This window comes from Corallococcus sp. Z5C101001, assembly GCF_007352635.1.
Classification (GTDB): Bacteria; Myxococcota; Myxococcia; order Myxococcales; family Myxococcaceae; genus Corallococcus; species Corallococcus silvisoli.
The window spans coordinates 798478-812359 of the sequence record NZ_VKLU01000005.1 but is presented as its reverse complement, the minus strand read 5'-3'; the positions used below and the strand labels follow the sequence as shown (position 1 = coordinate 812359).

Sequence of the window (13882 nt, the reverse complement as noted above, 5' to 3'; positions counted from 1 at the left end):
CTGCTTTAGGGCATGTGCATTTTTAAAGTGAATTGCGGCTATTCCTGACTAAGTCGTAAATTTGAAATTTCCATTTATTTCAAGAAGTTGAAATGTTCACTGGTCCATCATTCACTCCCGGAGGATTTCCATCCGCTCACAGTATTCCGTCCGGGCTTGCCATCAGGGGGCAGCCAGAGCCGGACGCGGTCGTCCTGGATGAGCTTGCCGTTGACGGCGTCGGTGGTGCCGCTGGCCATGAGGCGGCGGGGCACCCCGCGCGCGGCGAGGACCGCGGCCTCGGCCCAGAGCAGGAGCAGCAGCGCCCCGGCGAGCGCGGGCAGGGCCCGGGCCAGCGCCGCGTGGCGCTCCGACAGCACCTTCAGCGGCAGCACCAGCAGGGGCAGCAGCGCGGGGAAGATGACGAGCAGCCCGCGCGCGTAGCCGAAGAAGGCGAGGGTGACGAGCACCCGGTGCAGCACGACCAGCGACAGCAGCCGGAAGGGCGCGTGCGGGCGCTGGAGGGACAGCAGCATTCCGGCGAGCAGCAGCGCCGCCAGGGGCCACTTGAGGAGCCCCGCGTCGGGCACGAACACGTCCACCGGAGCGCGCTCGCCGGTGAGGCCCCCGGGCACGTCGGACACGCCCACGCCCAGGCTCAGGCCGTCCAGCCACCGGTCCAGCTTCGCCCCCAGGAGCCGGGCCGCGGCGCCGGGCGCGTCCGCCATCCACCGCAGCCCTTGCGCGTAGCCGTGCAGGAGCAGCCGCCGGTGTTCGGGGCGGGAGGCATCCAACTGGCCGTTGTGGCCGCCCTGGTTGATCAGCGCCGGGGTGAAGCCGCCCGTGGCGCCCGCGTGGTTCGCCATGGCGAAGTTGAGCGGCCCGTACACGGTGACGGGCACCCACTCGGGCAGCGGCTCCAGCGTTGGCGCGCGGGCGTTCAGCTCGCGCATCGTGTCCAGGTTCTTCAGCGCGCCCGGCACCAGCACCAGCAGCGACACGGCCACCGCGGCGCTCCAGCGAAGGGCCCACGGCTTCAGCGCCCGGGTCCGTTCGCGCGCCGTCCACGCATACACCAGGAGGAAGGGCCACAACCCCAGATGTTCGGCGCGGGTGAGCGTGCCCAATCCCATCACCGCGCCCAATGCCAGCACCGTGGGCCAGGACGGAATGACAGACGCCATTGGGAGCACCAGCGCGCAGGTGAAACACAGCCACAGCGCGGACAGCGTTTCATTGCTGTAGGAGGTGGACAACACCAGCCATCCGAAGCTCGCGGCGTACAGCCCCGCGGCGATGAGGCTCCACGCGGTGCCCAGCAGGCGCCGCCACCAACCCTGGCACAGCGCCACCGTGGCCGCGCCCAGGCACGCGAGCGCCAGCTTGTAGGGCAGCGCGCTGCCCTGGGGCTCCCCCAGCGCGCGGTACAGCAGGCCCAGGAGCGCGGGGAACAGGGGTGGGTGGTAGGGGAGGGCGGGAGGGGTCGGCTGCCGCCTCGCGAAGTCCAGCGCGGCGGTGTGGAAGAAGCGCGCGTCGCCCGCGAAGAAGACGGAGAAGGGCCAGTCCCGGTCCGGCGAGGCCGCCAGGTACAGCCCCCGCAGGAGCAGGCTGGCGGTGAAGGTGGCCACCATGCTCCAGGCCACCGGGTGCCGCCTGAGGGCGTCGCGCAGGGAAAGCGGGACCACGGGCTCCTCCGGTAGGGAAAGGCGCCACACTCTACATTGACCCGAGCGCACCGGCGGCGGGGTGGGGTAGAGACGGGGTGCGTCAAACCGGGAGGCAGGACATGAGCCGTGTGCTGGACGAGCTGTTGGGGCTCCTCAAGCTGGAGCCCATCGAGGAGAACCTGTTCCGTGGCGCGAGCCAGGACCTGGGCTTCCGCCAGCTCTTCGGAGGGCAGGTGCTGGGCCAGTCCGTGTCCGCCGCCAGCCAGACGGTGGACGCCCACCGCACGGTGCACTCGCTGCACGGCTACTTCCTGCGCCCTGGGGACGCGGGGCTGCCCGTCGTCTACACCGTGGACCGGGTGCGCGATGGCGGCAGCTTCACCACCCGCCGCGTGGTCGCCATCCAGAAGGGCCAGCCCATCTTCACGCTGATGGCCTCCTTCCAGGCGGATGAGCCGGGCTTCGAGCACCAGGCCCCCATGCCGGACGTGCCGCCCCCGGAGTCACTGCCCTCGGACCTGGAGCTCCTGGGGCGCCACGCGGACCGGATGTCGGAGCGCCTCCGGGAGAAGTTCCTGTCCGCCAAGCCCATCGAGATGCGCCCGGTGACGCACGTGGACCCCTTCGAGCCCCAGGCCCAGGCGCCGGTGAAGCACGTCTGGTTCCGCGCTGATGGGGCCATGCCGGACGAGCCCCAGGTGCACCGCTACGTGCTCGCGTACGCCAGCGACTTCAACCTGCTGGGCACCGCGCTGCAGCCGCACGCGGTGACGTTCCTCCGCCCGGGCCTCCAGATGGCCAGCCTGGACCACGCGCTGTGGTTCCACGGCGACCTGAAGGTGAACGACTGGCTGCTCTACAGCCTGGAGAGCCCCTGGGCCGGCAACGCGCGCGGCCTGGCGCGAGGGCACGTCTTCACCCGAGACGGGCGGCTCGTCGCCTCCGTGGCGCAGGAGGGGCTCCTGCGCCAGCGCACGGAGGGGCGCTAGGGTTCCTCAGAACCGGAGGCGTGGTGCCGACGCATGTCCCAGGTCGATGACGCCGCCGTGGTGGTGATCGTCGTCCGAACCCGTGGTGGGTTCGAAGAGCGTGCTCACCGCCACCAGCGAGCCCAGCACCGCGACGCCGATGGCGCCCGTGAGCAGCAACGTCTTGCCCAGGCTGAACTCGCGCAGCCGGGCGTGGTCCACCTCTTCCATCGGCACGACGAGCGGGGTGGGGGTTCCGCCCTGGAGCGGCACCCCCCGGAACCGCGCGGCGTCCACGCCCACCTCGATGAAGCGCTGGAACTCCAGCTCCTCCTGGGGGGCCACCCGCGCCAGCGCCAGGGGGGTGTCCGCGGTGAACTGGTGCGTGCGTCCCTCCACGTCCCGCACCGCGCGGCGGCGGTCCGTGGGGCGGTTGAGCATCACGTCGCCCAGCTCCTTCAACAGCGCCGCGTTGTCGTCCTTGAAGCCATCCAGCCGGGCGAGCTCCGGCTTGGGAATCGCGTAGGTCGTGGTGCAGGACGCCAGCAGGGATACGGCGGTCAACGCGGCGCACAGGCGCATGGAGTGGGCTCCTCCGGGATGGGCGTCAAAGCCTATCCCGGGGCGTGCCCCGGTGCCTACCGGGGCACGCCGCCCGGCGTCTCACTTCAACTGGTAGTTGGCGTTCAGCACGTCTTCCTTGGTCCGGCCCATCACCCAGCCGTCGTGGTAGACGACGCCCACGGGCGCGATGGTGTCGTTCCGGTACAGGCCGATCTTCAGGTAGTTGAGGCTCCCGGAGTACTGCGTCGCGATGTTGCGCTTGGGCAGCACCAGCTTGCCGTCGTAGTACAGCTCCACGAAGCCCACGCTGGAGTTGGGGGACCACTTCACGTGGAAGATGAAGTCATGCCACGTGTTGCGCACCAGGGGCGTCGTCCAGACGATGGTGCCCGGGGACCCGCCGATGTTGAGCCGCATCTCCTCGCCGTAGACGTAGAACTCCACCGGTGGGGAGCCGCAGCAGCCGTCGTGGTGCCACTGGGTGAAGAGCTGCCACGTCTTCACGCTGGGGAAGTCCGCCGCGAAGCGCGTGCTCCAGCGGTACCAGTACTCGGAGCCCGTCGCCTCCTTCGTCTGCTTGAAGAGCTCGTTGCGGTTGCCGCTGGCGTTGATGGGATCATCGCCCTGGCGCACGGTGGCCTTGAGCGCGTAGCCGCCTTCGCGCACCGGCGACGGAATCACCTGCAGCCGGTCCGCGGACACCATCTGCGTGCCGTCCCACTGGCTGCGGTCGCCGGACTCGAAGTCGCCCTTCCACACGATGCCGCTGGGCGTGGGCGACGTCGTCGCGCCGGAGCACGGGCGCGCCTCCGCGATGCTGGCCCAGTCGTTGACGGTGTTGCCCTGCACGGTGACGCGCACCCGGCGCGCGTTCACGGAGGTGAAGGTGTACGTCTCCGCCGCGGTCGTCGTGCCCTTGCTCTTGCCGCTGTACACCGGCGTGTAGGTGATGCCGTCCGGCGACACGGAGATGGTGAAGGTATTGACCCGCGTGTTGCCCTGGTGCCAGGCCACCGACATCCCGCTCACGCCCTTGGTGGAGCCCAGGTCGAAGTCGAGCCACTGGCCCTTGCCCAGGCTGCTCCAGCGCGTGGTGAGCTGGTCGTCCAGGGCGTTGGCCGCGACACTGCCGGTGCCGTCATCGCCGCTGGCCTTCACGCTGCTGGGGGTCAGCTGCGTGCAGCCACTGGCGGTGAGGCCCTCGTCGGACGTCCGCAGCGACGACTGGGTTTCATCTTCCGGAAGGGTACCGTCCGGAGCGCCACAGCCCGCGGCGCCAAGGACGAACAGCGTTTCAACCAGGAGGAGGGTTTTCTTCAAGGGATTGCCCCAGGGGGAAAGGACAGGCAGTGAAAGGCCATGCTCCAATGACAGGAGGCAGGGGCATGGCCGGGGGATGTCTGGCTTTACAGCGGGCAGTCCCCTCTCGTACTCCCGGACCTGAACGACAGGGCCGTGTCGACGGGAGGAGAAAGACAGCATGTCGTTTGTGGGTGTGCTCCATCCGGCAGCGGGGGGAAATGGCTGCCGTGCTCCAAGGTGGCAACCGGAATAGCGAAGTTCTATTTCGAACACAAGCGACGCTGAACACGCCTGCATGCTGGGCAGGCCCGAAATTGAAAGACAGACATCTGTTTCAGACGGCCCGGGTGGAATCCTTCAACCGTCCGAAAGGGCCGATACGGCCCGTCGCGTGGGAGGCGTACCCGCGGAGCAAGGGTCCTGGACGCACCGGGTTGTGGTGGGGTGTGGGGACGCGCGCGCCGGGGTTGGGGCAGGGCATTTAGGACCCGTGTCCAGTTGTGTCGAGCCCTGGGACACACCCCTTTGCCGCCGACTTGCGATGACGGGAGAATCAGGCAGAACCCCTCCTGAAATGCCCGTGGATTTCCAGGAAGCCCGCCGCGCCGCGGCCATGAGGCCGGACGAGTGACGCACGCCATGTCGCGCCCCGCGTCCGAGCAGGTGCCTCGGAGCGAGCGCAAGCCGCTGTACGTGAAGGTGGTGACCCAGCCGGCGCTGCACGGCTGCTGGTCCGTGAACATCAGCGAGACGGGCATCGGGCTCATCGCCACGCCGCGCCGGCCGTCGGAGGGCCCGCACGAGAACGAGGCGGTGGAGCTGGCCTTCTCGCTGCCGGACACGGGCGCCCACGTGCGCGTGCATGGCACGGTGCGCTGGCGCCACGACACCGCGGGCGGCGGCGGCACCGTCGCCGCGCTGGGGGTGAGCTTCGGCGCCTTCGACGCGGCGGACGGCGTGAAGCTGGCGCGCTACCTCTCCACGTCACACCTCCAGGTGGTGGCGGCCTTCGCCAGTGACGACGAGTCGCGCGCGGTGCGCCAGGCCCTGGACGGCGCGGCCACGCCGCACTTCGCCGCCAGCGCGGAGGACGTGCACGCGCTGCTGTCCCGCGGGGACATGGCGGCGCTGCTGGTGTGCGGCCAGGACGAGGCGCGCGCGCTCGCGCTGGTGGAGTCCCTGGCGGAGCTGCGCGCGGAGGTGGACCCCACGGGGGCGGGGCCGCCCAGCGACCTGGCCTCCCGCATCGTCTATTGCGCCCCCGCCGCGCCGGACCGGCTGGTGGCGCTCTTCAACAGCGGGCGCATCTACCGCGCGCTGGGGGCCTGGCCGGCGCCGGACGTCGTGCGGCAGGCGGTGCTCCAGGCGGGGCGCGAGCATGGCTTTCGCACCGAGCAGTGGCGCATGGCGCTGGAGCTGGAGCGCAACCTGCTGCGCGAGCGCGCCCTGGCGCAGGGCCCCGCGGGCGGCCCGGGGCGCCACGCGGAGGACGTGGGCTTCCGCAGCCCCGCGATGCAGCGCGTGATGGAGATGGTGCGCCTGGTCGCGCCCCACCGCGTGGCGGTGCTGCTGCAGGGCGAGACGGGCACCGGCAAGGAGGTGCTGGCGCGCATCCTCCACCGGCTGAGCGGCAGGGGGGACCTGCCGCTCGTCGTGCAGGACTGCGGCGCGCTCACGGAGACGCTGCTGGAGAGCGAGCTCTTCGGCCACGTGAAGGGGGCCTTCACGGGCGCGGTGTCGGACCACCCGGGCCTCTTCGTGCTCGCCAACGGCGGCACCATCTTCCTGGACGAAATCGAGAACACGACGCCCAACCTCCAGGCGAAGCTGCTGCGCGTGCTGGAGACGGGCGACGTCCGTCCGGTGGGCGGCACCCAGGTGCGCCACGTGGACGTGCGCGTGGTGGCCGCCAGCAACCGGGACCTGGGGGAGGAGGTGCGGGGCGGCCGCTTCCGCGCGGACCTCTTCTACCGGCTCAACAGCTTCACCATCGACATCCCGCCCCTGCGCGAGCGCCCGGAGGACATCCCGGAGCTGGCGCGGGCCTTCGTGGAGCAGTTCAACCGCACCCTCAAGCGCTCCGCCACGGGGGTGGCGCCGGACGCGGACGAGGTGCTGCACGGCTACGGCTGGCCCGGCAACGTGCGAGAGCTGCGCAACGTGGTGGAGCGGGCGGTGCTCCTGTCGCGCCCGGGGGAGATGCTCACCCGGCGCCTGCTGCCGCCCGCCCTCATCAACAACACCGTGCCCCGCGCGGACCCCACCGGGGACGGCTCCCTGCGGGCCCGGCTCCACCAGGTGGAGCGCGAGCTCATCCGCGAGGCCCTGGAGCGCCACGGCGGCGTCCTGCGGCGGGCGGCGGTGGCGCTGGGCATGGACCCCGTGACGCTGGGCCGCCGCGCCCGGCGCCACGGGCTGTGGAAGCCGGACTGACGCGGGGCCCCTTCAGCGCGCCTGCATCCACTGGAGGATGGGCGTCCACACGCGGGCGCGCGCGTCCCGGGCGAGGAACAGGTCCGCGTGCCCGTAGTCCAGCGCGCGCTCCGCCTCCGGGCGGTTGCGCACGATGAGGTGGGTCACGTCCGTGCTGCCCAGCAGGCGCGTGGAGTACTCGCCGAAGCGGCCCACGCCGCCCCCCGCGCCCACGTAGAGCACCGGCACCTTCACGTCCTTCAGGTGGTCGTCATAGGGCACGTCCAGGCCGCACAGCTGCGCCTCCGTCTCCACCACCTCGTTGAGGCTCTGGTAGGGCACCGCGAGCTGGAGGTAGTCGAAGAGGGTGGGCTCCGGCGTGAAGGCCGTCTGGTAGGGCAGGCCGGTGGTGTCCGGGAGGCTGCCGTTCAGGTGGTAGCCCGGCGTCAGCGGCTGGAGCGGCGCGAAGAGGGCCGCGGTGGCCCCGGCGGCGATGACCGCGAACTGCCGGTTGGTGGGCGGGGGCAGCCCCGCGAGCCCCGGCGCCGCGAGCGGGGAGGGCTCGTTGGGCGCGTCATGCGCCAGCTGCCCGATGAGCCGCACCGGCGTCCCCGGCGCGGGTCCCAGCAGCCCCCCTTCGGTGCGCCCCGCGCGGCGGGCCGTCCGGAGCGCCTCGTACCGGGCGCAGGCCCAGGCCCGCTGTTCCGCCGCCTCCGGCCCGAAGCGCAGCACCATGTCCATGGGCACGAAGCCGTCCACCCGGCGCAGCGAGCGCGGCAGTTGGACCTCCCCGTCCAGGTACGCATAGCCAATCGTCGCGCCCCGGCTCCAGCCCATCAGGAACATCTTGTCGTTGCCCCCGGTGGCGCCGGACAGCCGCCGCACGGTGTCCGCCCACGCCAGCCCCGTGCCCAGGTCCTTCACGTGCGTGTCCAGGTGCCAGTCCGCCATGAACTGGAAGTTCTTCTCCGTCTCCGGCACCCCCACCCAGCGCAGGTCGATGCCCCACACATCCACGTCGCGGCCCGCCAGGAACCCCGCCAGGGACTCGTCCTGCGGCATCGTGGACACGCGCGTGTTCGTGAGGAACGCGGGCACGAAGGCCCACAGGTCCCCGTGCACCATGAACACCGCCCGCCCCGTGCGCGCGGGGACGAACGGCAGGACCTCACGCACCACGCGGTGCAGGGTGATGGCGTCGTACCGGCCCGTCCCCACCCGCACCTTCCAGGTGTAGTGCGCCAGTCCGCCCCCCAGGGGCTCCCGCTGCGTGCTCACGGCGTTGAGTCCCGCCGCCACCAGCGACCGCGACAGCTGCTCCAGCCCCACCGTGGTCTCGCGCGCTTCCCCCGCCTCCGAGCGCGCGCCCACGAACAACGCCAGCATCACCCACAGGCACAACGTCCTACGCATACCGACCTCGACTCGCATGAGGGTTCCCCACGCAGAGAAGCGCATGGGACTGACATCCAGCGCTCCCGCCGCGAGTGCCCCCAAGAGCACCTTCCGCGCCAGGACCCAACGTATTGATTTTGTTGATCCTGCCCCGTGGGGCCGGCTTCACTCCTGAATGCTACAGGGGCCCGCTCCGGCCGCGCTCAGAGTGAAAAACGCCGCCAGCCGCGGTGCTTCAGCGCTGAGACATGCGGACCATGGATGGCGCGGACCTCTCCGGACCTGGAGCGCCCCCGTCCTGCCCACCAGGGTGTGGATGTTCATTCAATCCAACACATACATATGAAACAGGCAAGTCCTGGATGAAAGGGGAAGACGGCGGGGTGATCGCGCGGGGGAGGGGGACGGGCGACAACAGCGGGTCTCACCCTGACTCCCCGCGAGGGGGAGGACCCATGCCCGAGACCGTCTTCGTCGACAACATCTGGAACGACTTCGCGCACAGCTATGATCAGATGATCCCCGAACTGCCGTGCTACCAGCGGCAGCGGGAGAAGCTCCTCCGCGACACCCGGGATCGCGCCTATGTCATCGACGCGGGGTGTGGCACGGGGCTCGTGAGCGAACCGCTGGTGCGCCGGGGTCAGCGCGTCATCGGCTTTGACAACAACCAGGCCATGCTGGCCCTGGCGGTGCGCCGCCGCGACCGCGAGCCGGAGGCGGTGCGCACGCGCTGGACGATCCTGCCCGGTGACGTGACGACCTTCCCCCTGGAGGTGGAGGGCGGCGCGGACGCGGTGGTGATGAACAACGTCCTCTTCTACGTGCGCGACCCGGAGGCCGTGCTGCGCGAGGCGTGGACGCACCTGAAGCCCGGCGGCGTGCTGTGCATGACGAGCAACAAGCGCCCCCGGCCGAACCTGGAGAAGGTGCTGACGAACTCCATCCAGGAATGGGAGTCCCAGGGGCGTTGGACCGAAGCCCTCCAGCGCGCGGTGAACCACCACCGCACCTGCGCCCAGCGGCTCACCACCGACCCGAACGAGATGGTCACCTTCCTGGACACGGACCAGGCGGTGCGCCTGCTGGAGAAGGTGGGCTTCACCGAGGCGCTGGTGGCCGACGGTGACGACTACTACGGCGAGAACTTCTACGTCTGCATGCGCAAGTAGGGAGCCCCTTCCATGACGAACGTGAACCCCCGTTTCCAACGCAACCTGGGCGTCCTCCACCCCCAGACCATGGACAAGCTCGCCGGCACCCACGTGCTCGTGGCCGGCGTGGGAGGCGCCGGCGGCCAGTGCGCGGTGGACCTGGCGCGGCTGGGCTTTGGCTGCCTGACGCTCGCGGACTTCGACGTCTACGAACGCCACAACATCAACCGGCAGATCGGCTGCTTCGAAAGCACCCTGGGCCAGCGCAAGGTGGACGTGGTGGAGGGGATGTGTCGCGACATCCACCCGGACCTGCGCGTGCACAAGGTGCACGAGGGCATCACCGACACCAACGTGGCGCACGTGCTCCAGGGGCAGGGCGGCCTGCCGCCGGTGGACTACGTGGTGGAGGTCATCGACATCGCGGGGGCGAGGGCCAAGGAGTCGCTCCACCAGACGTGCCGCGAGCAGGGCATCCCCATCATGACCGGGCTGATGCTGGGCTTTGGCGCCGCGCTCCATGTCTTCCAGCCAGACGCGCCGCTCTACGAAGAGCTCTTCATCCTGCAGGACGGCCGCATCGACCTGCCGAAGATCATCCCCCACCTGGGCAGCTACATGCTCCAGGAGTACATGGACGCCTGCTACCAGGGGCGGGGCCACGCCCCCACGTGCGTGATTGGCGCCACCACCGCCGCCGGCCTGATGGTGAGTGAAATCATGCGCGGCGTGATGCTGGGGCCTCGCGCGATGGTGTCCTGGCCCGAGTACCTCTACGTGGACCTCTTCGACCACCGCTACGTGCGGGGCTCCGTCGGCGCCGCCCGTCCCGCCCCGCGTCCTGTCCGGTCGCTGAGCCAGGACGCCCGGGGCTGACCGCCGGGCCTCCAGGGGCCGGGGGCCCCCTTCCGGGCCCCCGAATCCCCCCGGTTGTTACATCACCACGCCTCGCGACCGCGCTTCATTGACCACCTGGGTGCCGTCCACGCCCAGCCGTCGCGCGATGAAGCCCGCGGCGCCGTCCGCGCTCTTGTGCACCCGGATGAACTGGTCGTCATACGTCCGCGTGACGATGAGCATCCCCGACACGATGACGCGCTGGAGGTTGTGCTGCAGCTCGTTGCCCTCGATGATGACGTGGATCTCCGAGAACAGCGCCCGCGCGTCCGACAGCATGTTGGACAGGTGCCGGCGCTGCTCGCTGTTGGGCACCGCCGACTTCGCCCCCGCGATGGTCACCAGCACCATGGGCTGCTGGTGTTGTTGATAGGCGGTCTGCATCTTCAGGTACACCGCTTGAATCTCATCCGGCGTCGGTGGCGCGTCCCAACGCAGGAAGAACACTTTGTCAATGACGTCTGTCTTGTAGACCGGAAGTGCCATGGCGTTCGCGACTCCTTCGTGACGGGGGCCCAGGGACCGTCCCGGTCCACCCCGACCGGGCTTTCTTCCTCGTGCTTGGGGGTCATCCTGCTCTTCAGCCGCGGTCAAGAAACTAGCCCCGAAGGCTGACATTGCTGAGACGACACATCCCCTCATCACTGACAGCGCCACGGACTGTGTTCTCGCCTCGCGGTCTTTGTGGATGTTCGCTGGCGGATTCTAAACCCAGACGTCGGGGCAACCCCTCATGTCTGGGCATTCCGCTGGCTGTGACATCTTTCAATGACGACTCCCCCTGAAAACAAGAAGGCCCCGGGAGCACGGTGGCTCCCGGGGCCTTCGGTGAGGCTTCAGCCCGTCAGGCGGTGAGCGCTACCCGCCGGAGACGTTGGTCTCCACGAGGTTGGCGTCGCCGGAGATCTGCGCGGCGGTGAAGAGGATGGGGCGCCACTGCTTCTGGGAGAACAGCCGCGTCTGGTCCGCGTAGTGAGCGGAGGTCGGGTCGCCGGACTGGCCGTAGGTCAGCACGGCGTTGCCGGTGGGGCCCGCGTCGGTGAACTGCATGGCCATGACGAAGCTGCTGCCGTTGTTGATGGGGTAGCCCGTGCGGCTGAGCAGGGTGGTGGCGTTGTAGGTCGGCAGGTGCGGCTCGGCGTAGTCGAACAGGGTCGTGCGGGCGACGCCGTAGGAGACGACGTTGGTGATGCCCTCGCGGCCCATGCCGCCCTGGAGCGGGATGTTGGCGCCGGCGCGGGCGGTGAACTGCACCTCGCCCAGCGTCTTGTCCAGCGCGACGCCGGAGCGGTTGATGGTGTACACGGCCTGCGCCAGCTTCACGAGCACCGGGTCGTCGCCCTGCGCGGGGGCGGGCACCAGGGTGTTGGGCGTGGTGATGGGGTTGGCCGGGTCGAACGGGGTGGCGAACAGCTGGCCCGCGTTGAGCAGGTTGGGGCCGGAGTAGGCGCCCAGGAACTCACGGAACACGAAGGCGCCCTTGGCGCCGGTGTCGTAGCGGCCGTTCCAGTCCTTGAGCAGCGTGCAGGCCTGGCTGATGTCCACCGCGGTGTTCTGGTAGGTGATCGTCGTCTTGCCGGCGCAGCGCTCGACGACGCTCGCGCGCACGAGCTCCTCCATGCTGCTGCGGTTGCTGAACACGGCCGTCTTCAGCTCGTCCAGGCTGAACTTGTGGTCGGGGCCGGAGGCGGCGTTGGGGCCGGACTCGGTGAGGGTGATGACGTTCATGCGCGTGCGCGGCGACTGGGGCACCTTCTCCAGGCCGTGCAGCGGGGAGAAGCCCGTCAGCGGGGCCTCCGGGTTGGACAGCCAGTAGCTGTCGTTCGCGTTGAAGACGAAGTCATTGCGGTCCAGCTTCGGCACCTTGGCGAAGGGCACGAGGCCGGGGCTGCGCGAGCCCGGCTCCACCTGCCACTCGTTGGCCGGGTCGCTGCCGTTGAGCAGCACGAAGCCCAGCGCGGAGTAGATGCCGTAGGCGATGGGGTTGGTGCCCGTGGTCGCCTCGGTGAGCCACTTCGTGTACGCGTCCTTGGTGAGGTTGGGCGTGGGCGTGGCGTCCGTGTACCAGGCCTTGCCCTCCTTGTCGGCGTACATGGTGTTCACCCAGGGCAGGCCCTGCTGGGTGGCGTAGACGTCCTTGAACTCCGCCAGGTTCTTGGCCTTGTTCATGCCGTGGAACTGGTCCAGGAACTTGGTGTTGTCGATGTTGCCATCGCGCAGGGTGAGCACCGTCTGCGTGTTCCAGCCCAGCGTGCCCGCGGGGAAGCCCGGCGCCGCCGAGTCCGGGATGGCGATGATGGGGCCGTAGTGGCTGAAGTACATCGTCTGCGTGTAGTTGGTGACCGAGCCCTCCGCCAGCTTCACCAGGATGGTGAAGGTCTTGGAGGTCATGGCGCGCTCTTCGTTGCCGTACTTGTAGACGGTCGGCTTTCCGGGCACGAGCTGCAGCTGGTACATGGTCATGCGCTGACCGGAGGAGAACGTGTGCGTCCACGCGACGTTCTCATTGAAGCCGATGAGCACCGCCGGCACGCCCATCAGGCCCACGCCGTAGACGTTCAGCTGGCCGGGCACGGTCAGCTGGCTCTCCCACAGGCGCAGCTCGCCTTCCCAGGGGAAGTGCGGGTTGGCCATCACCATGCCCTTGCCGTTGTCGGTGCGCTCGGCGCCAATGGCCCAGCCGTTGCTGCCGAAGTCCGCCCGGCGCAGCCGCTGGAGGTCTTCCAGGGTGGGCATCTGGGGACGCAGCGCGGCCTGCTTCGCATCAAAGGACTGCGCGCCCACGGTGGGGGGCATCGCCGCGGCGATGGTGAGCGCCAGCGCGTTGACGCCGGCGATGAGCGTCAGGTCCGTGTTGTACGCCAGCAGCTCCACCGGGGTGATGGGCCGCACCCAGGGCGCGTTGGCGCACTCGGCGGGACGGGCCGCCGGGGCCGTGTCCGCCAGGTACTTGTTGTAGCCGGCCGCGTAGCCGGTGAGCATCGCCTGCATCTCCTCCGACACCGTGGGGAAGGCGGCCGCGGCGCGGTCCAGCAGGCCCATGGACAGGTACGCCAGGTCCGACGCCACGTAGGTGTTGCCCGGCCCCTGGCCCAGGAAGCGCGCGCGCTCGCTGCGCACCTTGAGGATCTGGTCCGCCAGCGTACAGACGTGGTCCTGCGCGAAGGCATAGCCCTGGCCGAAGCCCAGGCTGCCGTAGTCGTTCGCGGTGATGTGCGGGATGCCGTACGAGGTGCGCTTGATGTTCGCCGTGTACTTCGGGGCGGCCGGCGGCGGCGGCGGGGTTTCCGTTTCGTCGTCGTCACAGCCGGCGGTGGCCAGCAGCGCCAGCGACGCGAACAGGGAGAAAGACCAACGGCGGGCCCGGAGAGACCGGGACCCGCCGCGAGAAGGAGACGTATCGGGGGTGTGCTCGTGCATGGCGGGCCGGAGACTAGGAAGGTGGCGATTCGCCGGTCAATGTTTCTGGGATTTGACTTTCGCTCCGGGGTGAACGTGCTCGATGCATCGCGTCGTGGGTTTGGGAAAGCCCGGAAGTCGGTGT

At 69.7% G+C, this 13882-nt stretch carries 10 protein-coding genes; 4 read left to right on the top strand and 6 right to left on the bottom strand.

What is annotated here, in order from left to right; all coding sequences use genetic code 11:
- Nucleotides 1-107: 107 nt before the first annotated feature.
- Nucleotides 108-1664, bottom strand: a complete 1557-nt coding sequence (locus tag FOF48_RS13725) for an ArnT family glycosyltransferase (protein WP_370456577.1) — start codon at nt 1662-1664, stop codon at nt 108-110.
- 101 nt (nt 1665-1765) lie between these two features.
- Between FOF48_RS13725 and tesB the strand changes: the two genes are divergently transcribed.
- Entirely contained in the window at nt 1766-2635 is an 870-nt protein-coding gene (tesB, locus tag FOF48_RS13720; RefSeq protein ID WP_143901628.1) for an acyl-CoA thioesterase II, read from the top strand.
- Nucleotides 2636-2641: 6 nt separating this feature from the next.
- On the opposite strand, the gene FOF48_RS13715 is transcribed toward tesB, so the two are convergent.
- Both FOF48_RS13715 and FOF48_RS13710 read right to left on the bottom strand, forming a co-directional pair.
- Entirely contained in the window at nt 2642-3196 is a 555-nt protein-coding gene (locus tag FOF48_RS13715) for a hypothetical protein (RefSeq protein ID WP_143901626.1), read from the bottom strand.
- Nucleotides 3197-3277: 81 nt separating this feature from the next.
- A complete protein-coding gene (locus FOF48_RS13710; protein WP_143901624.1) occupies nt 3278-4498 on the bottom strand; it encodes a heparin lyase I family protein in 1221 nt (406 codons plus the stop codon).
- A gap of 621 nt (nt 4499-5119) precedes the next feature.
- On the opposite strand from FOF48_RS13710, the gene FOF48_RS13705 reads away from it, so the two are divergent.
- Nucleotides 5120-6913 (top strand): sigma 54-interacting transcriptional regulator, encoded by a 1794-nt coding sequence (locus tag FOF48_RS13705; protein ID WP_143901622.1) that lies wholly within the window; start codon nt 5120-5122, stop codon nt 6911-6913.
- A gap of 12 nt (nt 6914-6925) precedes the next feature.
- Here the strand turns inward: FOF48_RS13705 and FOF48_RS13700 are convergent, their stop codons facing one another.
- On the bottom strand, nt 6926-8305 hold the full coding sequence (locus FOF48_RS13700; protein ID WP_143901620.1) for a hypothetical protein: 1380 nt from the start codon (nt 8303-8305) through the stop codon (nt 6926-6928).
- A gap of 437 nt (nt 8306-8742) precedes the next feature.
- Here FOF48_RS13700 and FOF48_RS13695 point away from each other — a divergent pair, with 437 nt between their 5' ends.
- Together FOF48_RS13695 and FOF48_RS13690 are read left to right on the top strand one after the other, a co-directional pair.
- The gene (locus FOF48_RS13695; RefSeq protein ID WP_143901618.1) at nt 8743-9459 is read left to right on the top strand and encodes a class I SAM-dependent methyltransferase; all 717 of its coding nucleotides are present in this window, start codon (nt 8743-8745) and stop codon (nt 9457-9459) included.
- Between the two features lie 12 nt (nt 9460-9471).
- Nucleotides 9472-10317 (top strand): ThiF family adenylyltransferase, encoded by an 846-nt coding sequence (locus FOF48_RS13690; RefSeq protein WP_143901616.1) that lies wholly within the window; start codon nt 9472-9474, stop codon nt 10315-10317.
- Between the two features lie 57 nt (nt 10318-10374).
- On the opposite strand, the gene FOF48_RS13685 is transcribed toward FOF48_RS13690, so the two are convergent.
- Nucleotides 10375-10824, bottom strand: coding sequence for a DofA protein (locus tag FOF48_RS13685; protein ID WP_143901614.1), 450 nt, complete (start codon nt 10822-10824; stop codon nt 10375-10377).
- 372 nt (nt 10825-11196) lie between these two features.
- The gene (locus tag FOF48_RS13680; protein WP_143901612.1) at nt 11197-13758 is read right to left on the bottom strand and encodes a penicillin acylase family protein; all 2562 of its coding nucleotides are present in this window, start codon (nt 13756-13758) and stop codon (nt 11197-11199) included.
- Nucleotides 13759-13882 lie beyond the last annotated feature (124 nt).